Raw genomic sequence first — 24362 nt, 5'->3', positions numbered from 1 at the left:
ATAATTTGCGCAATTAATTGCCATTCCCCCTCCTTAAAACGAGTTTTTTCATTTATTTACGACAAAAAATACATTCAACTTAAAAAAGAAATTACAAATAAAAGAAGCCATGATAGATGTCTGTCAGACGATCCATTATGGCTCTCTTTTTATTGAAATGAGTTTGCTTCTCTATTATTTTATATTTGACGTCATCTCTAAAAATTGCTCAATATCGGCAATAACTAAATTCGCAGCATTTTGCCAGAAGTCCGGTTGTGTCAGATCTGTACCCAGATGTTTCAGAGCCAGTTCCTCCACAGTCATTCGTCCGGTATCACGCAGCAAATCATCATATTTCCCCGCAAAAGCCGTACCTTCCTGTTGTGCCCGAGCATAGATTCCCGCACTAAACATGTACCCGAAGGTATATGGGAAATTATAGAAAGGTACGCCTGTCAGATAGAAATGCAGCTTCGAAGCCCAGAAATGAGGATGATTTGATGCAAGAACGCCGCAGTAAGCCTCTTCTTGAGCCTCTACCATTAATCTGCTCAACTCGTCGGCACTTACCAGGCCCTTCTTACGTTGCTCATAAAAACGATTCTCAAACAGGAAACGGGCATGAATGTTCATAAAGAACGCAACACTACGCTGAATTTTATCTTCAAGCAACGCCAGCTTCTCCTGCTCATCACTTGCAGTTTGCACCAATGCATCGGCAACGATCATCTCTGCGAATGTAGAAGCCGTTTCAGCTACGTTCATCGCGTAACGCTGATTCAATGCCGGCAGCTCTTCCATGATATGCTGGTGGTATCCATGACCAAGTTCATGCGCGAGTGTGGATACATTCGACGCCGTTCCAGAGAAGGTCATAAAGATGCGAGTCGCTTTGCTTAGTGGCAGTGAGGTACAGAATCCCCCTGGACGTTTGCCCGGACGATCTTCGGCTTCAATCCATCGTTTCTCAAAAGCCATCTCTGCAAAGCTGGACAGTTTGGGACTGAACTTGGCAAATTGCTCCACGATTGTCTGAGCTGCCCCGTCATACGTCACTTTTCCAACAGACTTGCCTACCGGTGCTTCTACATCACTCCAGCTCAGCTTATCGACACCCAGCAATTGGGTTTTTCGCTCCAGATACTGTACAAGTACCGGTTTGGCTCCGTTGATGACCTCCCACATCGTATCCAGCGTTTGGCGTGACATCCGGTTGATGGAAAGAGGTTCCCTCAAGATATCTTGCCAGCCACGCTTCTCATACAATTTCAGACGAAAACCCGCGAGATGATTCAACGTGTCAGCGCAGAAATCCTCCACATCTGTCCAAGCCTGCTCCCATGAGGCAAATACCTGCTCACGCACTGCACGGTCACTGTCACTAAGCTTGTTAGCAGCCTGCCCTGCCGACAGCATAATCGTCTCTCCATCCTGTTCGAACGGAATATTTACTTTACTTACAATTGTATTATAAAATTTGCCCCAACCATGATAACCATCCACAGCCAGATCCAGAGCAAGCCCCTCTAGCTCCGGTGACAATTTTTCTTTTGCTTGTGCCCGACTCTCGTTTAATACAAAGGACAATGGTTGGATTTCCGGGCGTTCAAGCCACTCCGTCCATACATCCTCTGGCATCTGGCTAAGCGTATTGTCGAATTTGGATTTACTGCTGTTCAGCATCGCTGCAATGGAACTGACAGTCCCTTGAAGCTGAGCCGCTTTTTTATCTTGCTGATTTTGAGCAGACAGACAGGATACAAACGCAGATCCTTCAGAGATTCGAACATAACAACTTTGCAACAGTTCAAGAATAGGGTTAAGAACCTCTGTGTTTTTCAATGTTGCTGGAGCCGCCGTTTGATTCAATGTTTCTTGCAACTTTCGCACATCCGCTTCCAGTTCATTCAGATATGCGGCGAATGCTTCGGAAGAAGAACCTCCACTAAAGATGGACTCCAGATCCCATACAGGATGTAATGGCATTTTCATCTAATAAGGCACCTCTTTCTATAGATTCGGGTGAATAAAATTAAATTAAAAACTGGTTTTATACGCAACGTATCTCTATACTAGAGAAATAATGAGCAACTTTTTCAGGAGGTAAGTGTATGAAACCTTTACAAGTATCGGCTGAAACAGCCGTCAAATTAGCAGCATCTCTGGGCGTGCCTCTGGAACATTTAATGCATATGCCTCAACATATTCTCATGCAGAAGATTGCAGAACTGGCCAAGGAAGAGGCCGCTAAACCTTCAGATCAGGAAGATAAATCCGAATGATTCCTTTTGAGAACAGTTGGCCCTATGATGTCATTATGGGGGATATCTATGTACAGCAATGCCCTTTTTGCGGTGCAAACAATGTGTTACTTCCCCTCAAACCCAAGGAACTCATCCGTATCCGTGAAGGAAAAAAGAAATTGCTTGTCTTTCCCTGCTGCAATAGCAGCATGACCGTCATTGATACCGATAACGATTACCTGTTGTCCAGTCGTCCTATTCGGTAAATACGCCTGCAATCAACTTAGAGGGGGCTGCGCTTCGCAGCCTCTTTGTCTGCTTCCAGCATCTCTTGAGGCAGCTCCATTTTTCCTGATATCATCTGTTCACGCAACAACGCCCATTGTTCTCTGGACGCACGAATCATCGCTGCATCTGTAATGCGCTTGTCATGAATGACTCTGCCGAACCATTGAACCGCTTCATGGAACCTTCCTACTCTGCGATTCAGTTCCCCAAGCAGATACAGCAACTTGGCCTCATTACCGCCTGTTCCTTCCCGTTCAAACACCTTGATATAAGCTTCCAGGCTGAATTCGAGAAAACGATGCTCCTGTGCATGATCTTCCATATACCGATACAACCAGGCAATATGATGTAGCAGGCCAGCAACGACACGATCCTTTTCCTGAATAACCTGAGCACATAGCAGACCCAATTTGTACGTAGCAAGTGCCTGCTCCAGATTTCTTGCTCCACTATAATCTCGCTTAACCCAGCGGTTTCCGATCTGCTCAATGAACGCCTTGCGCTGCATCTCGTTCAGATTACCTGAAGAATTTTCGGTAGAGGCGAATCCACACGAAGGACAGATTCGGACAACATAAAAATCTGGATTTTCCTGCTTGTAATAAGCACAAAAATCCGAATCTGTCCGGTAAGGCCGTTTCAAGCTAGGTCTAACTCGTGATGTTTCAAATTCATTCTCGCAATAATGACATGTCACCTTCACCTTATACAGCGGCTCTAATTCCACTTGTTCCATCCCTCTCCCGTAAGGCTTGTCGTAAATCCGGAATTACGGCGTATTCACAAAATGGTGGGCTGGCCCAGATAAACGTTGCAAAATAAACGAATGCAACGGCTCTTCCACGCCAATTTGTGTTAACGCTTGATTCATACATGCAAGCCATGCCTCTGCTCGCTCTACCGTCACCTCAAAGTGCATATGACGAGCACGCATCATCGGATGCCCGTAGGCCTCAGAGAACAATGCAGGACCACCAAAAAATTGAGACAGGAACATGTATTGCTTGTCCATTACCGGAGTGATATCTTCCGGGAAGAGAGGTGCTAGCTGCTCATTCTGCAATACGATTGGATAAAAAGCCTCCACCAGCGACCGAACACCTTGTTCACCGCCAAGATTGTCATAAATACTTAAACTGGAATTCATACTTCTGCCCCCCTTCGATATGTCGAATTTTGTAATATAACACATGCTACAGGAACATGATAAACAACAGATCAACAAGCTGGCCCTAAAAGCCAGCATCTTCATTCTATCAAAAAAAACCAAAAAGTCCTATATCACATGAAAGATCAGATTTGACCAGAGCCTTACGTACCAAGGAGTTTCGGGCCAAAATGACAAAAAAAGCGCCAACCTTCAAGGCTGGCGCATCACATATTTCATTAATAACTTCGCCAATCTTCCTCTTCAGTACGAACCAGCGAGGCACGTATCACATACACAAATGCACAGACCAGGACTCCGGCGACAAGACTCATGATCATCACTCCATCCTTATTGATTCCACCTTTATGACAATTAGGTGACGTTCAGGCGTTTTTACCATTTTAGCATACATCTTTCAAAAACACAGCCACTTATGCAAGCGCTTTCCCATTATTATTTGTACTGTTTGTCCGATCTTTTTCATATATTTATGGCAAAAGCTCCGTCATGGACTGCGATTCCTGCATCTTAACCCTAAAAGGAGAGAAATTCATGAACGTTCCAAAGCGCATCATGCAAACCCTGATTATCCTTGCTCTCCTTTTCTTTTGTGTTCTGATGGCTTTGTATCCATCCGAAACCTGGCATGCCAGTGTGAGGGGACTATCGATCTGGTGGGATGTTCTATTTCCTTCCCTGTTTCCATTTCTGGTATTATCCGAGTTGCTACTCGGTTTTGGTATTGTGCATTTCCTGGGCACATTGCTTAATCCACTTATGCGGCCGATATTCCGCGTTCCTGGAAGCGGCGGGTTTGTCTTTGCTGTAAGCTGTGCTTCCGGTTACCCTACAGGAGCTAAACTGACCGCACAATTATGGGAACAGAAACTGGTTACAAGAGAGGAAGGTGAGCGTCTGGTTGCTTTCACCACCTCATCTGATCCGATCTTTATGATTGGGGCTGTGTCTGTCGGTTTTTTCCACAATACCTCCATCGCTCCAATTCTTGTAGCCTCCCATTACTCTGCGGCTATTCTTGTAGGTGTGCTCATGCGTTTTCATGGTCGTCCCACTGCAATTCTACCGTCCGAATCTCCTTCCGCTCACGGAGAGCATCGCAACCGTTTCCTGAGTGCGATCTATGCGATGCACGAAGCGAGACAAGCCGATGGACGGACCTTCGGGGAATTGCTTCGGCATGCTATTTCCTCTTCCCTCCGGCTTATTATTATCGTAGGCGGGCTCGTTGTATTCTTCTCCGTCATTATGGAATTATTGGTTCAGACCGGCTGGCTAGGCATACTATATGCTCTAACGGAACAAGGACTTCAACTTGCCGGTTTACCACCATCCCTGTCCCATAGTCTCGTCGGCGGATTATTTGAGGTGACACTTGGAGCCAAAGAAGCTGGAACTGCATCCACCTCCATTCCTCTTGTCTTTAAAGTTGCCGCCGCTGCATTTGTACTTTCCTGGGGCGGATTATCCGTGCATGCGCAAATTATGAGCGTGTTAAGCAATACGCCAATGCGATACGGGCCTTTTTTACTGGCTCGAGCAATTCATGCGGCAATTGCCCCTCTACTCGTCATTTTGTTATGGCCGCTATTCATGAACACATCGGCCTCACCTGCATTTTTGGAGAACACGCTGAACCCTTCTGCCCTCGAATACACACCCGGATGGAATGTCATTGGAATAACAGGAATAAAGATGTTCGTCGGTATGCTCGCTATCCTTTTATGTCTTGCCTGGATTCGTTCGTTCCTGTTGCCCAAACATAGCGGAAAATAATGCTTTGTCCAAATAGTTTGCCCAGAAGTTGAATCGGACGTTGTGTTCTGGCGCGGAATTGATTATCATCGGTAGTATAATGACCACAAAGGAGCTTTCATCTTGAGATACTATGTTCAAGACCGCGGAGACCAGTTATCGATTGATCTCAGTCAGCAGTTTCATGCGCTGGCGAAGGAAGAAGGATTCAAGCTCGATGCAGAATCGCCAGAGATAGTCATCTCCATCGGAGGCGATGGAACGATGCTTCAAGCTTTTCACAATTTCATCGACCGCATTCCGGATATCGCTTTTGTTGGGGTTCATACGGGCCATCTCGGCTTCTATGCCGATTGGAAGAAGGAAGAATTAAGGGAATTGGTTCGGCTTATGAGCGGTAAGGGTGATTCTGATCTCCTGAAACCTCGTATTGTGAAATATCCACTGCTCGAACTGGAAATTCGTAAAAAGTCCGGCAATGCCTCGTACATCGCCCTGAATGAATTCACGTTAAAAGGGGTAGATGGTACCGTTGTCGCGCAAGTGGACATCAATGATGTTACATTTGAGATGTTCCGGGGGGACGGGATCTGCGTTTCCACTCCTTCAGGTAGTACGGCGTATAACAAAGCACTCGGCGGAGCCATGGTGCATCCAACCATTGATGCAATTCAAATTGCCGAAATTGCTTCCATTAACAACCGTGTCTACCGGACGCTCGGTTCACCTGTCATTTTGCCCAAGCATCACCATTGTGACATTTTCTCACGCAAAGATCAGCGTCTGTTGCTAACCATTGATCATGTCAATGTAATGGTGGAGGATTTGATCTCCGTTCGTTGCCAGGTCTCGGAGCAAAAGGTCAGTTTTGCGCGTTTTCGCCCATATCCGTTCTGGAACCGGGTTCGCACTGCCTTTCTTGATTAGGCAACCTACATGTCTGACTAGAAAAACCTTATGTACACGCACCAAAAAAGCGGTCCTTCTCAGGAACCGCTTTTTGCTTTGGCTTGTGGCTGCTCTTTGCACTTCTGAAGCACGAAGTATGCACAGCCAAAGTTACAGTACTCGTTAATATAATCCACAAGATAAGAGATAGTTGAATCCTTCGTTGCTTTGGGGTGATTGTCTCGATAAAAGCCTTTGAGTCTAAGCTGGCTATAACCCCAGTCACCAATAATATAGTCGTAACGCTCCAGCACTTCGCTGTACCGGTCACGGAACACTTCAGGGTTCCAACCCTGCTTGTGGTTCTGTACAATTTCATAATTTTTGCCGCCGACTTGCACAATGACGGGTGCCTTAGGCTTTTCCTGTTCCTGTACAGACTCCTGTTCCGTTTCCTGCAGCTGTTGCTTGTTATGCTGCTCATTCTCCAGCTGCTCTTCCGTGTTTTTATTCTGTTCCAATCCGGATTCCTCCATCACGCGTGTGTTGCCGCCTGCTCCGTATGCTGATTCGCTGATTTTACCTGTTCGTGGGCATGATAAGAACTGCGTACCATCGGACCGGATTCGACGTGACTGAATCCACGCTTCAATCCTTCTTGTTTCAATGCCGCAAATTCTTCAGGCGGATAATACTTCTCAACAAACAGATGTTTCTCGGATGGCTGTAAATACTGACCAATCGTCATAATGTCACAGTTCACCGCACGAAGATCATCCATCGTTGCTAAAATTTCGTTATATTCTTCACCTACACCGAGCATAATACTCGATTTCGTCGGAATGTTAGGTTGCATTTCTTTGGCACGAGCGAGCAATTCCAGTGAACGTTTATACTTGGCTTTGGCACGCACCTTGTCTGACAACCGTTCAACGGTTTCGATGTTATGGTTCAAAATGTCCGGTTTGGCATCCATAACGATCTGCAGTGAATCCCGATCACCCATAAAATCCGGAATAAGCACTTCCACACTGCATAGTGGCAAGCGCTTGCGTACAGCTTTTACCGTTTCAGCAAAAATGGTTGCTCCCCCATCCTTCAGATCATCCCGGGCCACACTTGTAATGACACAATGTTGCAGATTCATTTGTTCAGCTGCTTCGGCTACACGTTCCGGTTCCTGTAAATCGAGTTCCGTAGGCAAACCGGTATTGACCGCGCAAAATCGGCATGCTCTTGTGCAAATATCGCCCAAAATCATAAACGTCGCTGTTCGATTCGCCCAGCATTCATAAATATTCGGACACCGTGCTTCCTCACATACGGTATGCAATGTTTTGGAACGCATCATGTTTTTAATTTCCTGATAGTTATCTCCGGTTGTCAATTTGATCCGAATCCAGTCCGGTTTCGGTTCTTTAACACGTTTAGCCAATGCATAAACCTTCTTTCTACTGAAGTTAGGCTGTTGCTCGGAACATATTATACCATGAAAGGCTTGGAAAAACCCCCATTTGTCACATCTTGTGCTTACACAACGAAATGGATAAAAACAGAACGTTTGAAGAACGCTAAGATATAGCTTGATTTATCGGGCATAAGTGCATCATCTCAACGGAAAGGGGCTGCTTCCCTGTGCAGCATCAGTGGATACTCCGAAATACGTACAGCTTTTGCCTCAAAACGTTACTCGCAGGCGCGATGCTTCTCCCATTCCTGCCTGCTGATGTTTACGGTGAGTCTGTCCATACAACAATGACCCAAACCCAAGCTGCAGAGCCCAAAGCAACCGACATTTTCGCCGCACGTCGACATCTGTATGAAAGTATTGGCCAGATGACCCAAATTCCATGGTACAGGCTGGCCGCCATTGATCAGTATGAACGAACGATTACGCGAGCACATCCCAAAGATCGCAAACACCCTGAACGTTTGACTGGTATTTTCTTGACCTCTCCTGCTTGGAGAGGCTGGCTGAACCCGGATGAGACAGACCAGCATCCCCAATCGATTCTTTTTTTCAACGGAAAAGGCAGAGACGGTTCAGGAGACGGGATTGCGGACCCGAACAATGATCTCGATGTACTCTACAGCATGGCGTCAATCATGCAACAATACGGAAACAAACAGGAGGACTTTGGCATAGGCCTGTGGGAGTACTATCACAATTCAAGAGCCGTGCAGCGAATTCAGCAATTTGCGAAATTATATGAGCATTTTGACAATCTGGATCTATTCGGGCATGCTTTTCCCGTTCCTTTGGGTACCAATTATTCCTATCGTAGCACATGGGGAACCAAACGCAGCTGGGGTGGATACCGCATTCATGAAGGTACTGATATTTTTGCTCCACATGGTCTGCCTGTTCGCAGTACATGTTACGGCATTGTGGAGATTAAAGGTTGGAATCCATTCGGTGGATGGCGGATTGGTATCCGGGATTTGAACAATCATTATCATTATTACGCTCACTTGTCCGGCTTTGATAAAGGGGTCCGGATCGGTGATGTGGTCACTCCAGGTCAGGTTGTAGGCTGGGTTGGCAGCTCTGGCTACGGCAAGCCGGGAACTCAAGGCAAGTTTCCTCCGCATCTTCATTACGGGATTTACCGGGACAGCGGTCTGCATGAATGGTCTTTCGATCCCTATCCGTTACTCAGACACTGGGAACAGGAAGAACGAAGCCTGAGAAACAAGAAGAGCAAGTAAAAGGTAAACCGCACACGCAGCCAAATGGTTAAAAACAGCTGGATTATGTGTCATTAAACATGATTCTGAAAAAAGACTACACTTGGGGTTAATTATTGTTTTAAAACTCACTTAGCTAAATACCTGCTCAAAAAAGGGGGAACCTCTGCAATTGACGAGAGGTTCCCCTTTCTCTTTCTACGGTTGAGCTTGATAGCACATGAAAACAATTCAACGGTTTAATGCCTATTTTGCCCGGACTGGAAACTCCCGTTCAGATCAGGCGGGTCCAGTTCAAGTTCCAGCCCGTTTGACTGTGTATTGTTTCCCGGCGTTTGCTGCGGACTTGGAATCTGTGGCTGATTACCTGGTGTCTCGCCACTATTGTGCGTGCCGTTTCCATTCCCATTAACGTTACCACTGTTCGTACCACTTCCACTTCCATTTCCACTTCCCGTGTGACCGTTGCCGCCGCTAGATACACCTGCTTGCCCTGAAGGCAATGCAATTGCGGGAGCATTACTACCGTTGCTTCCGACAGGCCTACCCTGATTATCGTAATAATACATCGGTACATCACCCACAACGAGTAAATAGGAGATCGGGATTTCGGTATCTACGGTCTCGGGTTCCATGTCAAAAGGCACTACAACGGCAACCTCGGCAATGATGTGGATGTATACCTCGACCAGAATCATGTTAATGCCTGCATTCTGCTGACGGGTGTTCAGGTCAACCTTCACCGCCCCCTGAGGTTCAATACGAACGGGGATGCTTGGGCCAAACGAAGCCATAACCGGGCTACCCAGCGCCTGACCCAACGGTATTTTTTCCTTTAACATATGCACGTTCTGAAGAGTAGACTGCACGACATTCATCGTACTTGCCGTGATGCGCATATGCTCGTTATAGTTCAGCATGAAACCTGAAACCTTGCCCGCCGTATCGGTTTTCCAATCAATCAAACCTTCCGTTGTCTTGCCTTCAGCAACCTGGGCCGTAATTGCTTTATTAATCGCTTCAGTTGCAATCTGCTTCACCCTGATCTTGGCCAAATGCATAATGGGCGGTTTCATTTTTTTGTCCACGTATGCAAAGCCCTGCATCAAACAAAATATCGCTACGAGCAAAATAATCAGCCACATTTTGCGCTTGCCACTAGGCGGTTTCGGCGGCCGCCGTCTTCGGCTTCGCCATCTCTTTCGCATCATTGGAGCGTCCCTCCCCTGCGGGATGAGCCATAGGCTTATATGTTATCCATATGCGATGTTGTCGCGAAAAAGAAGGACAGCGCCCTGTAATGTAATCCACGTTGGAGTGGCCTGGTCGGCAAATCCGCAGGATGTGCACATCAGGATACTCCAGACGCAAAAAAACCTTCCGCCCGTAGCAGATATGCCATCTGCTCAGGCGAAAGGTTTACTTTTTACGAATAAGTTATCTTTAGGTTTGTTCCAATGAACAGATTAGTTTTTTTCCACCGCATGTCCGCCGAATTCGTTACGCAATGCTGCAACGACTTTACCCGTGAACGTATCGGTTTCCAGGGAACGGTAACGCATCAGCAAGGACAGGGCGATAACCGGTGTAGCCGTTTGAAGGTCAAATGCCGTTTCAACGGTCCAGCGGCCTTCGCCGGAGGAGTGCATAACCCCTTTGATTTCATCCAGGTTCGCATCTTTGGAGAACGCACGCTCTGTCAATTCCATCAGCCAGGAACGGATAACGGAACCGTTGTTCCATACACGCGCAACTTGTTCGAAGTCGAAGTCAAATCCGCTTTTCTCCAATACGTCGAAGCCTTCACCGATGGAAGCCATCATACCGTACTCGATTCCGTTGTGCACCATTTTGAGGAAGTGACCGCTACCTGCTTTACCTGCATACAGATAACCGTTTTCTACGGAAGTGTCTTTGAAAGCCGGCTCAACGATCGCCCAAGCTTCCGGATCTCCACCGATCATGTAACATGCACCGTTACGCGCACCTTCCATGCCGCCTGAAGTTCCTGCATCCATGTAGTGAATGCCTTGTGGTTTCAGCTGTTCGTAACGACGGATGGACTCTTTGTAGTGGGAGTTCCCTGCTTCGATGATGATATCACCTTTGGACAGCAACGGGCTCACTTCAGCCAGTACAGCGTCTACAACGTTGTGAGGAACCATAATCCACAGCACGCGCGGAGATTCCAGGGATTCCACCATTTCTTTGTATGAGGACACGCCTTGAGCGCCGTATTCTTTCATTTCATTAACCGCTTCTGCGTTCAGGTCAAAGGCAACCACTTCGTGTTTGTGATCAATCAGGTTTCTGCCCAGGTTCAAGCCCATTTTTCCGAGTCCGATAAGTCCAAGTTTCATGATAAATTCCTCCTGTTTTGCGATTGTTTAGTGTTGAGTCAGGATACAGAACACAGCTCGCTTTCCCCAACAACCGTTCCGGTTACGGATCGTTCTTTCGATCGCTGTTGTATTCCAATTTTATAATTTCCTAGCTGTACGGGTAAAATTGGACTACAAAGGCGAACACTTCGTTTCTACAGAATCGATTCCGTCCCCTCCACTACGTGGTCAATGGTCATGTGTGCTTGAGCCGTGATGCATCTGCCATCTATATATAAAATGTTTGCGGCCTTCTGGCTGAATGAGTCAGAAGGTCTTATGCAAAATTGGAACGGTATAATTTAAAGCAATGAAATATTTAGAAAATAGTTGAGGAATGTTTCCTCTCTTACCACCAACGGAATCCATTCTCCGCAGTCAGGCGATCGGCTGATTCAGGTCCATTCGAACCTGCACTATACGTATCCAGTGGAATAGTACCTGCCGCAAAGGCTTCCTGAATCGGTTGTACCCACTGCCATGCCAGTTCAACTTCGTTCCAGTGCGCAAAGAAAGTGGAGTCTCCACGCATTGCGTCAAAGATCAAGTTCTCGTACGCTTCAGGAACGTTACGTTCTCCTGAGTTAAAGGTCATATGCATCGGTTCTACCTCTCCGTGGTTCAGTGGGTTCTTCGCATTTAATTGAAGAGAGATACTTTCGCCAGGACCAATTTCAAGCGTCAACAGGTTTGGAGCCATCGTGTTTTCAGACTCATGTCCTGTTTTGAGCGGCGCCTTGAATTCCACGACGATTCGGGTTGATTTCTCAGCCATGCGTTTCCCTGTACGGATATAAAATGGAACCTCGTCCCAGAACGGATCATCCAGCCACAGTCTTGCGGCTACGTATGTTTCATTATGTGAGTTTGCAGGGATACCAGGCTCGTCCAGATAACCCACAACTGCGGAACCTTGAAGCTCGCCTGTACCATATTGGGCACGAACCACTTCAGAAGTCACATTTTCTTTGGTCAAAGGACGCAAAGACTCAGCAATTTTTTTCTTTTTATACTGTATCTCTTGCGGTGTGCAGCGTTTTGGCAGATGCAGTGCAATCATCATCAGCAGTTGAAGCATATGGTTCTGGAACATGTCGCGGAGCGCACCACTTTGGTCATAATACGCAGCACGTTCCTCAACACCTACGGTTTCACTGGCTGTGATCTGTACGTTCGCAATGTAACGGTTAGACCAAAGTGCTTGGATCACCGGGTTGGCATACGTCAGTGTTTCGATGTTCTGCACCATTGGTTTTCCTAGGAAGTGGTCGATCCGATAAATTTCTTCTTCCGCAAAGGTATTGCTCAGCTTCTCATTCAGCTCACGAGCAGATTGCAAATCATGTCCAAATGGTTTTTCGATAATCAGTTTCTTCCAGCCTTTCGTGTTACCCAGACCGCTTTCTTGGATATTCAGTGCGATTGGCTCGAAAAATTCAGGTGCAACCGACATATAGAACATGCGGTTTTCCGGAATATTCAATTCTTGTTCACGCTTTTGCACCAGTTGAAGCAACCGGGTGTAATCTTCAAGCTTATTATTGTTCAGCGAGCAGTAACGGAAAGCTCCGATGAAATCACGTACCTGTGATGCCTCCTCCGGCTTTTGACGGGAGAATTCCTGCAGTGACTTTTCTACATTCGCCTGAAAGTCTGCATCCGACAGTTCACGACGGCCCAAACCGATGACGGAGAATGCCTTCGGCATTTTCTGATCTACGTACAGATTGTATAATGCAGGGTAAATTTTACGTTTGGCTAAATCGCCTGTTGCCCCGAACAGGACAAATGTCATTGCATCCATTGGAGTGCCTCCTATGATCTGTGCAGTATAGTATATGATGTTGCAAAATGGTCAAATCCAAGCATGACAAAAGACGGAATAAGTGGGCACCTCGCCCGCCTTGCCTCCGTTTATTACCGTTGCCTCAATCCAACCATGGGAACATTCCTTCTCTCCACAACCTTAATCAACTTAGATCAGGTTATAAATTGTAACCTTTAGAATTAACGTTACCCATATTACACCTGTCGTCACAATTCGTCAACATTCGTGTCGAACCTGTGAACTCCAATGTTTACAGGGGTTATGTTGAATGTTAACGCTTTATGTGGTAAGTTTAATAGCAATTGGATTGTGACATTTTATACATATCCCTTGTGGACAAGAAGGTTACAATAAGTATACTAAGTATATTACAAGGCATACTAAACCAAAGGAGTACAGTTATGAACGATGATGAGAATGCCAAGCAAATGTGCTCAAAAGTGGAACAATCTTATCAGATCATTGGCCGAAAATGGGTAGCTTTAATTATCCATGCGTTGATGGAAGAACCCAAACGCTTCAGTGAAATTCATGCTTATATTCCCGATCTGAGCAAACGTGTATTGAATGAGCGTATGAAGGAATTGGAAGAAGAAGGATTGGTCGTGCGGCATGTCGTTACTGAACGTCCCGTTCGGACTGAATATATGTTGTCTCGCAAAGGAAGCGAACTCGGGCGCGCGTTAAGCGCTGTCGAGCGATGGGCGGAGAAGTGGCTGTAAATTTCATTGCACCAACTCACCAATATAAAGGCAGACTGAATCTGTAATTCAAGAGCAGTACACCTGTGACGGATGAGGATTTTAATTTGGTCATTCAGGGCAATAATTCAGAACTCAAATTTGGAGACTCGAAAACATCCATCGATGCACAATTTGGTAAATCTCAGGGAAGAGTATTTTTGATGACGATATGTATCCGTTATTCAATGCTCACTTTGACCAAAACGGAGAATTAGATGGCTGGAAAACATACTTATATAAAGAAGATTCCATTCAACCAGATGTCTTACGACTTACAAAAAAAGGAATCGTATTGGGTGAAAGCACCATAACCGATGTCATAAGCCGATATGGATCATCTGGAATAAGAGGAAATGGGATCATCGATTATCACTATAAAAAGATGGAAGATGGTACTTTTCAGGATATTTCAATCTATGATCGTATATCAAATATGGAAGATGTAAGTATGATCGCATTTCTAGTTGATGATAAAACACAGGTAGTCTACGATATCATCGTAAAATCATCATTAAGGGATGCCTTTTAGCTTATTTCTAAAGTAACATCTTTAAGAAAAAGATCCCCTTTCGGTTACTCGAAAGGGGATTTGATTTACATAAGACGATTACTCTTCATCCAATCTGCGTCCAAGCGTAATACCTATATCCTCAAAATTTTCAATAGACGACTTTTTCTCATAAAAGTGAACCACATGCCTCATCATACTCTCTCTGGAATAAAATGTATCATCCGACGGTATAGGAAAAACCACCTTCTCCCCCGTACTCGCAGACTTATAGATCCCAACAATTAGCTCCAGCGTATCCCGTCCGCTCTCTCCATCAACAACTAACGATGTGCCCTTCTCTATAGCATCCAGCACATTCTCAACCTGTCCGGCGTGACCTGAATGAATAACTTCCGGCAATGCATCATACTGCTGTTGAAGCTGCCGTTCGAGATCCGGATTAGGTTCGGGGAATCCATTACTTTGCGAAGTGGATGCGACTACTTTCCAGGGAACAGACACGCGGGCTTCTTTTCCTTGAAAAATCAACTGTTGCTCCTCTCCGTGATGTACCACGGAACTTGTAATCATGCCCACTGCTCCTTGGCTGAAGCGTAGCATCGCCATAGATATGTCCTCCACCTCGGCATTATCATGCGCCGTATTGGCCATCATAGCCTGCACTTCGATGGGCGCCCCCATCATCCAGAGCATGGCATCTATATGATGTACCGCATGGTTAAGCGTACAGCCGCCGCCTTCTTTTTCCCAGGTCCCGCGCCACCACAGATCATAATAGGAATGTCCCCGCCACCAGTAGGAGTCCACTTGAACATGGAGAATTTGCCCCATATGCGGGCTATCCAGTACACTTTTAAGCTTCATCATGGGAGTGGTAAATCGATTCTGGGCAATAACCGACAGCAGTGTGCCTCTATCCTGCGCTGCTTTCAGCATCTGGTCCGCTTCCTCCAATGAAGAAGCCATCGGTTTTTCAGCTAATACATGCTTGCCTGCCTTCATGAAATCACACGCGATAGAAGCATGAGTATATGGAGGTGTACAGATCGATACAAGATCAATATCGTTTTGAAGTAGTTCATGATAATCCGCTACTGCCACAGCATTGTGTAGTCCGTATTCTTCGATTCGTTTTTGCGCTTTTTCCATATACACATCGACTACTGCCACAATCCGGCACCGCTCTGGAAACTTCATATACGCAGAGATATGCGCACTACTAATCGCACCCGCACCAATAATAGCTACATTAATCATCACTTTATCCCCCTCCCTTAGTTTCTTCACAATACCTCAGAATAGAGCGCTTTTATGCATGTATTCTGTGATAAAATATAACTATCTTGCGATGGTAAGGGAGGTCATCTGATTTCTATGCCACATATAAGTGATAGACAATTCAGCCTGGTATGTCGCCGTACATCCCGTGCAACCTTTCGTGAGGTTTTTCATGCTCATTCACAACTGGAATTAACTTATATTCATGACGGTTACGGGCAGTTGATTACCGAGGGAAAGGTATTTCCACTTGAACCGGGTACACTTATGATTTTCCGCCCCTTTCAGATGCACCATGTGCAAATTCAGGTATCTGAAGCACACCCATTTGTACGCACGGTGCTTATGGTGGAGTTAGAGTTACTACACGCATATTGGCCACACTTTATAACCACGCATCATTTTACCGAGCACCTTCTCAACGAGCAGCATTCTATTCAACCGATCTTTCTCTTATCCAATTCACTACTCATTCAGCGAATGGAACATTTCGGCGAACAATACCCTGAGTTATTACCTCATGAGCTTGCTGAAGATGCTTGTCTTTTTGTACTGGATGTACTGACGCAACTACGTCACATCTGGAACACAACAGCCCGTCTCCCGGATCAGTATTTGTCAAACCAACCAACAGGTCATTTAGAAATCATCGATCCCCACGCCCAAGCAACCATGCAATGGATTGAGCAACACTACGCGGAATCTTTTCGTTTAGAACACATTGCGAGTGAGTTGCATCTCTCTGCCTATCACCTGTCCCATGTGTTTAAAAAGGCGACCGGCACCAGCATTATTGCATATGCTCAGGCCACCCGTATTCGTCAAGCCTGCGTACTGCTCGGTCGTACATCTTTATCCGTTCCAGAGATCGGCCACCGTGTCGGCATGTCTAGCCCCTCTTATTTTTGCAAAGTATTTCGTAAAGCCACCGGCACCACACCGCACCAATATCGGTTGAGGATGAGAAGTCGACGTTAGATGGGAATATAACAAAAAGGTGAAGAAATTAATCTCCACCTTTAAACTTCCATTATTTAGCGGTTAAATGAACAGATAGGATGTAAGCATCCATCACACGTATTACATAGTCTCCCGGTAGAAAATCTGCTGTATCAAACTCATACGTCTGATCAGCGCCATCTTCAGGAATGCTCAATTTTAATCCTGTTCCAGCAGCAACCGATTCTTCAAAATCCTCAACGTTTGCTAAGTTTTCTTTAACGAAATAAGCATCCTCTCCACCATAATTCACATTGAATTTAATGACACTGCCAACGGGTAGTGTAATAAATTCTTCATTAGGTTTATCCGCAAATGTAGCACGTGTAAGAGATCTGATGTTGTCCCAGGTTATAGTTTCATTGGTATAATCATTATCCGTTGTAGTAACAGCACCTTCAAAAATACGTAGATTCTTGCCGCGCATTGGAATTTTCGTTTTAATCACAAGTGCATTATCTCTGATCTCAACCTGATCGCCCTCAGCGAGTGGAGTAAAGTCTTCGTCATTGGAGCCTTTTGAAACACGTATATAATCTTTCAAGTTCTCCACACCATTAGCTTTAATAAAACGGTTGAAGTGAACCTCATATAGTTCAAAGTTCTCTTTCCATATTAGTCCAATTAAAGCATCTTTTCTAACTAATTTTTCTCCAGATCCATCCAAGGCACGAAGATAGGTTCTAAACGTTGAATTTCCTTTTTCATCAATAACCAATACCCCAAATTGATCATACCCTTTCACCAAAGAGATTGGGATTGATGTTCTAATATTCGCTTTAATCGGAAACTTCATAGCTTGACCTGTACGGACTGCATCTTGTAATTCCATAGGATCTTGACTCGTAACTTCCAGTGTAGATATATAAACATTTCCGGACCTAGGGCTATATACATGAATTGATTCTCCTGCTGTGACTGTGGTCGATTCTATTCCTGGCCAAAACATATCCCCATCGTCCTTCGCACCATATTCCTCACCTACAATTTCCACAGGAGATGGTGTCACCGTATCAACCGGGGGCGTTGTTGAGGATGATTGTCCACCACCACTACTAGACGTATCTACAGTCGGACTACCTGTATTGATAGCCGGTGGCAACACTGTTGAAATTCCCATCGAACTAACACTTCGATTCAAACCACCAACTTGCAGTGTTGTATCTTTGGTAATATCTTTTCCCAATTTTACTTGATTCGGTGCTTGATCCAGACTCACACCTGAGGAATTAATTGTAGCCTCGAGGATCTTCCCTTTACCTTGAATCTTAATCGCAGTATTCAGGACAGCGGACAAAATTTTACTATCCTGATCCTGATTTACTGAGGTCCCTTTTGAAGATTGAGTGAATTCAAAATCTTTAATTGTCCCCTCTGAAATTTGAATAAATATGTTTGAGGCATGGACTGTAACCTTCTCAAAGTCTCCCTTCAATAAAACATTTTGATTTGCTTCAAGTTTATCTGAAATGGTGGTATTTTTAATAACTACGCCTTGCGATGGTTCGATAGTTGCAGCACTTTGAACATTGATATCTTGAATCATTGTCTTTCCACTAACGGCTAACCTTACGCTGCCACCCAGTTTATGTACAATAACTTTGATTAATTTGCTGTTCTCAACGTGGATGCTGTGCTCCCCCCCGCCGTATACATATGTGTTCCCTTTTACTTCTACATTCTTTAAATAGACATCACCACGACCTACATTTTTCCCTATTATCAGATCACCATCAATAGTCATATTGTTTAGTGTAATACCTGGACCATTAATGATTACATTTTTCTCAACACTTTTGTGCTTTGGGTCCGATTGACCATATTCTCCAGCTTGTTCATACCATGTTCCATAACCTTCAAAAGCACGACTCAAGATAGAGATCGCTTCAGCTCTTGTTACTGCCTTCTCAGGGAGGAAGGTTCCATTTTCATAACCTAGTATAATCTTTCTTTGAGCCGCTGCCGATACTGCTTCTTTACTCCACTGTTTAATATCCATATCATCATGAAACGTAGTAGTAGGTGAACCTTTCCAATTAAAAATACGCGAAAGAGTAACAGCTGCCTCTGCCCTAGTGACGATCCCATCAGGTTTAAAAGTTCCATCTTCATACCCCGTGATGTAACCATTAGCATTAGCCGCTACAATATCTTCATAATACCACTTTGATAACGATACATCCGAAAAGCTGGTCTCACTGTTCTTCTGATATTGAAAAATCCGGTTAATCATCGATACCCACTCTGCCCGTGAAATTTGTTGATTTGGAGCAAATACATGATTTTCTTTTCCTTGAATCACACCTCGATCCATCCATCGAGTTATCGATTCTTTAGCCCAATGATTTTCGATATCTTGCAGAACCGTTTTTACTGCACCTGAATGATTATTGTCCTGCTCTTTTAGCCCTGGCTCGGCATGAACTCCCATGCCTAAGGAATTACTAAATATGAGGCCTGCTACTAACAAACTGCTCCATTTTCTCAAATAAATCTTCCCTTCGCAACAAAGTCGCAAAATTTTTAGTGGGATTTTTTTCAATCCCACTGCAACAGATTATCACAGCATTCTTGTACTTACAATATTTTCATTTCAACTAGTTTAGCCAGGCTCTACCTATGCAAACTTCACTTCATTCCCTCATGAACGAATTGAACAGTCTGTTCAGCGCACATCCAGCCCGATCTCATCCAAATACACACTCATACGTTCTGTTAATTGATCTAGCTCAGCCCGCTGTTCCTTAGATAACCGATCCATGTGATAGCTTCCGTCCGTGTCTTCTAATGCCGTTTTTTACGTCTTCATTTGTTCATATAGGTGGAATAGGTCATTCAATGTTTCACATCATCACCAAAAAGACTGGAATTTGCTCAGGGAAAACCCTTTTCCAGTCTCCATTCAATTGGTAGAGGTAATGGGGGAGGAATAATAAGGATAGGTATTATTTCAACCCATCCTTTGCCGCATCGCTTCAAACAACAGAATCGTTGCCGCCATCGCGGCATTAAGCGACTCGGCTTGTCCCTGCATCGGAATCGTAATTGCGTCATCTACAAGCTGTGCCGTGGTGTCTGAGATGCCCTTGCCCTCATTGCCAATGACAAGCCACACCGGCTGAGTAAAATCATAACTGTAGCACGAATGCTCTGCCTGCAAAGAGGTGCTAACCAGCCTCACACCCGCCGCTTTTGCTTCAGGAAGCAACGACTGTAGTTCTCCCTCCACAATGGGCAAATGGAACAAAGAGCCCATCGTTGATCGAATCGTCTTGGGATTATACACATCCGCACAACCAGCGCCAAGAACGACACCTGCCGCTCCGGCAGCATCCGCACTGCGAATGATCGTGCCCACATTTCCGGGATCTTGCACATTGTCCAGCACAACCACCAGCCCTTGCGGCTCTGCAATCAGACTTTGCAGTGGCTCTTTGCTTTTTCGTACAATGGCAAATACCGGCTGAGGGGTCATCGTATCCGTACATTTGGCGATCACGGCAGGAGACACACTGACCCACTCGACTCGCTTCAATGGATTCTCCAGTCCAGCCAGCTCTACAGGCACTCCCTGCTCACCGTCGTACACGATACACTCCAGATCAGCTCCGGCGCGTAATGCTTCCTGTACGAGATGAATGCCCTCAATTATATATTTATGTTGACGGGTTCGATGCTTTTTCTCCAGCAACTGAGCCCACTCTTTTACACGTGTATTTTGCGGTGATACAATATCCATCGTTCCATCCTTCCCATTTTCAGGCTCACTATTATTCCTTAATCACTTCGGATAGGCCAGCTCCAGCTTGGTCAGATGATCCTTGTGCCCGACAATAACCAGCACATCTCCATCTGCGATCCGATCCTCGGCATAAGGAGAAATGTTCATCGAACCCCCGCTTTTAATCGCCATGACGTTACAGCCAAATCGTGCCCGAATGTTCAGCTCCAGCAGGTTTTTGCCAATCATCTGCTCAGACGCCTTCATCTCCAAAATGCTGTAATCCTCGGATAATTCAATATAGTCCAGAATGTTAGGGGACGTTAAGTGATGCGCTACACGCAGACCCATATCCCGTTCCGGGTAAATCACTTTGTCCGCACCAATCTTCTGCAGCACCTTGCCATGTAATTCATTCTGAGCTTTTACAATCAGTACGGGCACACCCATATCCTTCAATATCAAAGTAGTCAAAATACTCGCCTGTATATCTTCGCCAATCGCTACAACGACAACGTCAAAATTACGTATCCCCAGCGCTCGTAGCGCTTCTTCATCCGTTGAGTCTGCCGATACCGCATGGGTTACCACATTGGACATTTCCTGCGTCCGCTGCTCGTTCGCATCAATCGCCAGCACGTCAAATCCCATGCCGCTCAGTGCATTCGCTATACTTGATCCGAATCGCCCCATACCGATTACAGCATATTGTTTCTTCGCCATCAGGGTATTTAACCTCCCGCTGCATTACGGCAAGACGTACCCGTTCTGGTACGATGCCAACGTAAATAATCCTTCGTAGTATACCACAAAGACGGAAAAACTTGAATGCGCTCACCCTCCACAGGGAACAGTAATACAGCAGCCGAATAAACCGAGGAGGAAATTGCGATGCCCATTACATTAAGCCTGCGTGAAGCGATTGTTCATAAGGTTCATGACAAAAGTGATGACCAGCTCCGGGAGATGATCGAAGGTTCAGTAGACGGACCCGAAGCAGCGTTGCCTGGACTTGGCGCCATTTTCGAAATGATCTGGAAGAACACAGAGCCTGCCAAGCAGGAGGAACTGATTCAGATCGCGCAGGAGCATCTGCACACCATTCCCGTTCAACCGCTTCGATAATCGAAGCACTGACGGGTGAAGGGAACCATCAAACCGTTTGTTCTGTCTGCAAAAAAAAAGCTCCCCTAACCCGGCAGGATAAATGCTGCCTATAGGTAAGGGTAAAACAAGAAATCCCTCCACCAATCGGCGGAGGGATTTCATTATATCAGGAACATTAAGGCGCAGTTTCAAGGAACTTCGCTGTCGGATTTTTATCGATCGCCGTTCTCATCGCATACTCATTCTCGAAGAGTACAACATAGTTTCCTTTTTTATCTTTTACCAGGGCAGAGTTAATCCGGAATTTACTCGGGTCTAAGTTCTCGTCCACGATCCAGCGGGCAAACTGATACTGCATCCGTTGCAACTGCACATCTACCCCGTATTCACCCTTCATCCGGTATTCGAATACCTCGAACTGGAGCTGACCGACTACGCCCAGAATGGTCTCATCAAAGCTTACCGTGTTAAATACCTGAATCGTACCTTCCTCCGTAAGCTGATCGATCCCTTTTTGATACTGCTTGTGTTTCAGGGCATTTTTAACCGTTACTTTGGCAAAAATCTCTGGCGAGAACGTTGGCAATTCATCAAATACCACTTCACTGCCCTGACTCAGCGAATCTCCAATCCGGAAGATGCCCGGATCGAACAGACCGATGATGTCGCCTGCATAAGCCTCTTCGACAATATCCCGATCCTGTGCCAGGAATTGCTGCGGCTGGGACAGCTTGATTTCTTTGCCCACACGATTATGCTTCACGCTCATGCCGCGCTCGAATTTACCTGATACAATCCGCAAGAAAGCGATCCGGTCGCGGTGCGCAGGGTTCATGTTCGCCTGAATTTTGAATACATAACCAGTGAACTTCTCATTCGTTGGTTCAATCTCGCCTGCGGTACTGCGGCGCGGTTCCGGCTTCGGAGCCAGTTCCAGGAAGTTCTCCAGGAACGTCTGCACACCAAAATTGTTGATCGCACTACCGAAGAAAATCGGAGTAAGTTCACCCTTCTGTACCTTTTCCATATCAAAAGGGTCACCTGCTACATCCAAAAGCTCTAGCTCCTGACATAGCTGATCATGCAGGTACTCACCCGCCATCTCGCGGATAATCGGATCTTTATATCCATCGACTTTTTGCACTTTGATCGTCGAATGATCGTCGCCTTGGAACAGCTCCACCTGATTTTTCATCCGGTCGTACACACCGCACAGATCACGGCCCGTACCGATCGGCCAGTTCATAGGCACGGAGCGAATACCCAATACGTTTTCCAGTTCTTCCATCAGGTCAAACGGACTTTGTCCCTCACGGTCGAGCTTGTTGATAAACGTAAAGATCGGAATGCCACGCTTCGCACACACCTGGAACAATTTAATCGTCTGTGCCTCCACACCTTTTGCCACGTCAATCAACATTACCGCGCTGTCGGCAGCGGTCAGTGTACGATATGTGTCTTCACTGAAATCTTGGTGACCTGGTGTATCCAAAATGTTAACCCGATGATCCAGATAATCGAACTGCATGACAGAGGACGTAACCGAGATCCCCCGCTGTTTCTCGATTTCCATCCAGTCACTTGTCGCGTGTTTGCTTGCTTTCCGGGCTTTAACCGTTCCCGCAAGACGAATCGCGCCTCCGAACAACAGCAGCTTCTCGGTCAATGTCGTTTTACCCGCATCGGGGTGAGAGATAATGGCAAACGTGCGACGTTTGTCCACTTCCTTTTGAAGAATGTTATTTGCAGCTTTGCTCATAGCGTCTATCCCTTTCATCCGTTCATTCACGTTAATCCGGCCAGCGCCGGTCATCCATAGATTCTCTTTGTAAACTTTCAAACTTAATTGTAAAATCTCAAACTTTATGCCACCCGGCTAAGCCGCTGGATTATAAACTCGCATGTCATCCTCATCAACAGAGGTACACGATAAATTCATTTTACACATTTACAATGGAGTTCATCCTTTCAGATCAGTGCTTCCATTCATGCTTTTTCCCTCGTTCTCAATTCAACTCTCCTATTGTACCATAATCTGTGCCGAAAATAACCGATTACGTTCCACCAATTCAACACTTTTCTTCGCAAAAAAAGAACCCTTCCGCCATGTAACTGGCATCCAGGTCCTCTCATGTCTTACAGATCATTCGATTTTAGAAAATCAGTGCATCCAGCGCATATTGCCCGCCGCCTGTCAGAGCCAGAGCTACACCCACCACAAGGATGGCTAGGTTATACTCGAATCCGTTCTGTGTAGACCAGTAACCGTTAGCACCGTGTACTTTAACGATGGCAATCACCATGGTCAGTGCGATCAGGATTCCGCCTACCGGTGTCAGCAGACCCAATGCCAGCAGCAAGCCCCCGCCGAATTCAGCAAGTCCTGCCAGCAGAGCAAGCAGTGCGCCCGGCTTCATGCCGATCGATTCAAACCAGCCGCCAGTACCTTTGATTCCGTAACCCCCGAACCATCCAAACAGCTTCTGTGCCCCGTGCGCCATAAACGACAAACCAATCACCAAACGAATCAACAACAACCCTACATCCAACATCATTTTCTTTTCCTCCATTCGATATATACAAAATAGTATTCTTAGATTAAAGATATTATGCGAAAATTTTTTCATGATACTGTCTGCCCGCAAACCCCTTCAACTGGTTTACCTTTTATCTCATGAATGTTCCTCTGTGTCGGATTTATATATCAATTTTTTGACCGAACGCAGCAGGTCTTTTGCTTAACTCTTTAACTCATGTGTTGAGTATAAGTTATTCACTTACT

At 45.7% G+C, this 24362-nt stretch carries 23 protein-coding genes; 9 read left to right on the top strand and 14 right to left on the bottom strand.

Annotated elements, in window-relative coordinates; genetic code table 11:
* Positions 1–174 precede the first annotated feature (174 nt).
* Positions 175–1974 (bottom strand): M3 family oligoendopeptidase, encoded by a 1800-nt coding sequence (locus FS818_RS26615; RefSeq protein ID WP_145336284.1) that lies wholly within the window; start codon positions 1972–1974, stop codon positions 175–177.
* A gap of 119 nt (positions 1975–2093) precedes the next feature.
* Between FS818_RS26615 and FS818_RS26610 the strand changes: the two genes are divergently transcribed.
* A complete protein-coding gene (locus FS818_RS26610) occupies positions 2094–2264 on the top strand; it encodes a YycC family protein (RefSeq protein WP_090919636.1) in 171 nt (56 codons plus the stop codon).
* On the top strand, positions 2261–2491 hold the full coding sequence (locus tag FS818_RS26605; RefSeq protein ID WP_145336282.1) for a hypothetical protein: 231 nt from the start codon (positions 2261–2263) through the stop codon (positions 2489–2491). The genes FS818_RS26610 and FS818_RS26605 overlap by 4 nt, the downstream gene beginning before the upstream one ends.
* A 17-nt stretch (positions 2492–2508) precedes the next feature.
* Here the strand turns inward: FS818_RS26605 and FS818_RS26600 are convergent, their stop codons facing one another.
* Complete coding sequence (locus FS818_RS26600) at positions 2509–3240, bottom strand: DUF2225 domain-containing protein (protein WP_145336350.1); 732 nt, start codon at positions 3238–3240, stop codon at positions 2509–2511.
* A gap of 42 nt (positions 3241–3282) precedes the next feature.
* Positions 3283–3660 (bottom strand): globin domain-containing protein, encoded by a 378-nt coding sequence (locus tag FS818_RS26595; protein WP_145336280.1) that lies wholly within the window; start codon positions 3658–3660, stop codon positions 3283–3285.
* 555 nt (positions 3661–4215) lie between these two features.
* Here FS818_RS26595 and ylbJ point away from each other — a divergent pair.
* Positions 4216–5457: a sporulation integral membrane protein YlbJ gene (gene ylbJ / locus FS818_RS26590; protein ID WP_145336278.1), complete on the top strand. Its 1242-nt coding sequence runs from the start codon at positions 4216–4218 to the stop codon at positions 5455–5457.
* Positions 5458–5559: 102 nt separating this feature from the next.
* Positions 5560–6363, top strand: coding sequence for an NAD kinase (locus FS818_RS26585; RefSeq protein ID WP_145336276.1), 804 nt, complete (start codon positions 5560–5562; stop codon positions 6361–6363).
* A gap of 59 nt (positions 6364–6422) precedes the next feature.
* Here FS818_RS26585 and FS818_RS26580 read toward each other — a convergent pair whose 3' ends face one another.
* Both FS818_RS26580 and lipA read right to left on the bottom strand, forming a co-directional pair.
* Positions 6423–6845 (bottom strand): YutD family protein, encoded by a 423-nt coding sequence (locus FS818_RS26580; RefSeq protein ID WP_260989980.1) that lies wholly within the window; start codon positions 6843–6845, stop codon positions 6423–6425.
* Positions 6846–6859: 14 nt separating this feature from the next.
* On the bottom strand, positions 6860–7759 hold the full coding sequence (lipA, locus tag FS818_RS26575; RefSeq protein ID WP_123064726.1) for a lipoyl synthase: 900 nt from the start codon (positions 7757–7759) through the stop codon (positions 6860–6862).
* Positions 7760–8025: 266 nt separating this feature from the next.
* On the opposite strand from lipA, the gene FS818_RS26570 reads away from it, so the two are divergent.
* Complete coding sequence (locus FS818_RS26570) at positions 8026–9033, top strand: M23 family metallopeptidase (RefSeq protein WP_145336348.1); 1008 nt, start codon at positions 8026–8028, stop codon at positions 9031–9033.
* Positions 9034–9251: 218 nt separating this feature from the next.
* Here FS818_RS26570 and yunB read toward each other — a convergent pair whose 3' ends face one another.
* The 3 genes from yunB to zwf all read right to left on the bottom strand — a co-directional run bounded on the left by yunB (position 9252) and on the right by zwf (position 13197).
* Complete coding sequence (yunB, locus tag FS818_RS26565; RefSeq protein WP_260984848.1) at positions 9252–10223, bottom strand: sporulation protein YunB; 972 nt, start codon at positions 10221–10223, stop codon at positions 9252–9254.
* Positions 10224–10478: 255 nt separating this feature from the next.
* Positions 10479–11372, bottom strand: coding sequence for a phosphogluconate dehydrogenase (NAD(+)-dependent, decarboxylating) (gene gnd / locus FS818_RS26560; RefSeq protein ID WP_090919660.1), 894 nt, complete (start codon positions 11370–11372; stop codon positions 10479–10481).
* Positions 11373–11742: 370 nt separating this feature from the next.
* Complete coding sequence (gene zwf / locus FS818_RS26555; RefSeq protein WP_145336274.1) at positions 11743–13197, bottom strand: glucose-6-phosphate dehydrogenase; 1455 nt, start codon at positions 13195–13197, stop codon at positions 11743–11745.
* Positions 13198–13622: 425 nt separating this feature from the next.
* Between zwf and FS818_RS26550 the strand changes: the two genes are divergently transcribed.
* Together FS818_RS26550 and FS818_RS26545 are read left to right on the top strand one after the other, a co-directional pair.
* The gene (locus tag FS818_RS26550; protein WP_090919666.1) at positions 13623–13943 is read left to right on the top strand and encodes a winged helix-turn-helix transcriptional regulator; all 321 of its coding nucleotides are present in this window, start codon (positions 13623–13625) and stop codon (positions 13941–13943) included.
* A gap of 190 nt (positions 13944–14133) precedes the next feature.
* Positions 14134–14493, top strand: coding sequence for a hypothetical protein (locus FS818_RS26545; RefSeq protein WP_145336272.1), 360 nt, complete (start codon positions 14134–14136; stop codon positions 14491–14493).
* A gap of 78 nt (positions 14494–14571) precedes the next feature.
* Here FS818_RS26545 and FS818_RS26540 read toward each other — a convergent pair whose 3' ends face one another.
* Entirely contained in the window at positions 14572–15732 is a 1161-nt protein-coding gene (locus FS818_RS26540; RefSeq protein ID WP_145336270.1) for a Gfo/Idh/MocA family protein, read from the bottom strand.
* Positions 15733–15849: 117 nt separating this feature from the next.
* On the opposite strand from FS818_RS26540, the gene FS818_RS26535 reads away from it, so the two are divergent.
* Complete coding sequence (locus FS818_RS26535; RefSeq protein WP_145336268.1) at positions 15850–16731, top strand: AraC family transcriptional regulator; 882 nt, start codon at positions 15850–15852, stop codon at positions 16729–16731.
* Positions 16732–16783: 52 nt separating this feature from the next.
* On the opposite strand, the gene FS818_RS26530 is transcribed toward FS818_RS26535, so the two are convergent.
* The 3 genes from FS818_RS26530 to FS818_RS26520 form a co-directional block, all read right to left on the bottom strand.
* The gene (locus FS818_RS26530; RefSeq protein ID WP_145336266.1) at positions 16784–19300 is read right to left on the bottom strand and encodes an S-layer homology domain-containing protein; all 2517 of its coding nucleotides are present in this window, start codon (positions 19298–19300) and stop codon (positions 16784–16786) included.
* Positions 19301–19702: 402 nt separating this feature from the next.
* Positions 19703–20491, bottom strand: coding sequence for a TrmH family RNA methyltransferase (locus FS818_RS26525; protein WP_145336264.1), 789 nt, complete (start codon positions 20489–20491; stop codon positions 19703–19705).
* 42 nt (positions 20492–20533) lie between these two features.
* Entirely contained in the window at positions 20534–21196 is a 663-nt protein-coding gene (locus tag FS818_RS26520; protein ID WP_145336262.1) for a potassium channel family protein, read from the bottom strand.
* 168 nt (positions 21197–21364) lie between these two features.
* Here FS818_RS26520 and sspI point away from each other — a divergent pair, with 168 nt between their 5' ends.
* Complete coding sequence (gene sspI / locus FS818_RS26515) at positions 21365–21598, top strand: small acid-soluble spore protein SspI (RefSeq protein WP_036673259.1); 234 nt, start codon at positions 21365–21367, stop codon at positions 21596–21598.
* 157 nt (positions 21599–21755) lie between these two features.
* Here the strand turns inward: sspI and FS818_RS26510 are convergent, their stop codons facing one another.
* Both FS818_RS26510 and FS818_RS26505 read right to left on the bottom strand, forming a co-directional pair.
* A complete protein-coding gene (locus FS818_RS26510; protein ID WP_090919682.1) occupies positions 21756–23339 on the bottom strand; it encodes a peptide chain release factor 3 in 1584 nt (527 codons plus the stop codon).
* Positions 23340–23733: 394 nt separating this feature from the next.
* Positions 23734–24132, bottom strand: a complete 399-nt coding sequence (locus FS818_RS26505; protein ID WP_145336346.1) for a DoxX family protein — start codon at positions 24130–24132, stop codon at positions 23734–23736.
* Positions 24133–24362: the final 230 nt, after the last annotated feature.

Source organism: Paenibacillus xylanexedens (assembly GCF_007680605.1).
Classification (GTDB): Bacteria; Bacillota; Bacilli; order Paenibacillales; family Paenibacillaceae; genus Paenibacillus; species Paenibacillus xylanexedens_B.
Note: the sequence above shows the minus strand (reverse complement) of the source record. Positions and strands in the feature narration are given on the sequence as shown.

Excerpts from the sequence above, each read along its gene's own strand:
- FS818_RS26570 (WP_145336348.1), top strand. The coding sequence starts at position 8,026 with ATGCTTCTCCCATTCCTGCCTGCTGATGTTTACGGTGAGTCTGTCCAT.
- zwf (WP_145336274.1), bottom strand. The coding sequence starts at position 13,197 with ATGGATGCAATGACATTTGTCCTGTTCGGGGCAACAGGCGATTTAGCC.
- FS818_RS26550 (WP_090919666.1), top strand. The coding sequence starts at position 13,623 with ATGAACGATGATGAGAATGCCAAGCAAATGTGCTCAAAAGTGGAACAA.
- FS818_RS26595 (WP_145336280.1), bottom strand. The coding sequence starts at position 3,660 with ATGAATTCCAGTTTAAGTATTTATGACAATCTTGGCGGTGAACAAGGT.
- FS818_RS26520 (WP_145336262.1), bottom strand. The coding sequence starts at position 21,196 with ATGGCGAAGAAACAATATGCTGTAATCGGTATGGGGCGATTCGGATCA.
- FS818_RS26610 (WP_090919636.1), top strand. The coding sequence starts at position 2,094 with ATGAAACCTTTACAAGTATCGGCTGAAACAGCCGTCAAATTAGCAGCA.
- FS818_RS26615 (WP_145336284.1), bottom strand. The coding sequence starts at position 1,974 with ATGAAAATGCCATTACATCCTGTATGGGATCTGGAGTCCATCTTTAGT.
- yunB (WP_260984848.1), bottom strand. The coding sequence starts at position 10,223 with ATGATGCGAAAGAGATGGCGAAGCCGAAGACGGCGGCCGCCGAAACCG.
- FS818_RS26605 (WP_145336282.1), top strand. The coding sequence starts at position 2,261 with ATGATTCCTTTTGAGAACAGTTGGCCCTATGATGTCATTATGGGGGAT.
- FS818_RS26505 (WP_145336346.1), bottom strand. The coding sequence starts at position 24,132 with ATGTTGGATGTAGGGTTGTTGTTGATTCGTTTGGTGATTGGTTTGTCG.
- FS818_RS26535 (WP_145336268.1), top strand. The coding sequence starts at position 15,850 with ATGCCACATATAAGTGATAGACAATTCAGCCTGGTATGTCGCCGTACA.
- FS818_RS26525 (WP_145336264.1), bottom strand. The coding sequence starts at position 20,491 with ATGGATATTGTATCACCGCAAAATACACGTGTAAAAGAGTGGGCTCAG.
- FS818_RS26540 (WP_145336270.1), bottom strand. The coding sequence starts at position 15,732 with ATGATTAATGTAGCTATTATTGGTGCGGGTGCGATTAGTAGTGCGCAT.
- gnd (WP_090919660.1), bottom strand. The coding sequence starts at position 11,372 with ATGAAACTTGGACTTATCGGACTCGGAAAAATGGGCTTGAACCTGGGC.
- FS818_RS26510 (WP_090919682.1), bottom strand. The coding sequence starts at position 23,339 with ATGAGCAAAGCTGCAAATAACATTCTTCAAAAGGAAGTGGACAAACGT.
- sspI (WP_036673259.1), top strand. The coding sequence starts at position 21,365 with ATGCCCATTACATTAAGCCTGCGTGAAGCGATTGTTCATAAGGTTCAT.
- FS818_RS26545 (WP_145336272.1), top strand. The coding sequence starts at position 14,134 with ATGTATCCGTTATTCAATGCTCACTTTGACCAAAACGGAGAATTAGAT.
- ylbJ (WP_145336278.1), top strand. The coding sequence starts at position 4,216 with ATGAACGTTCCAAAGCGCATCATGCAAACCCTGATTATCCTTGCTCTC.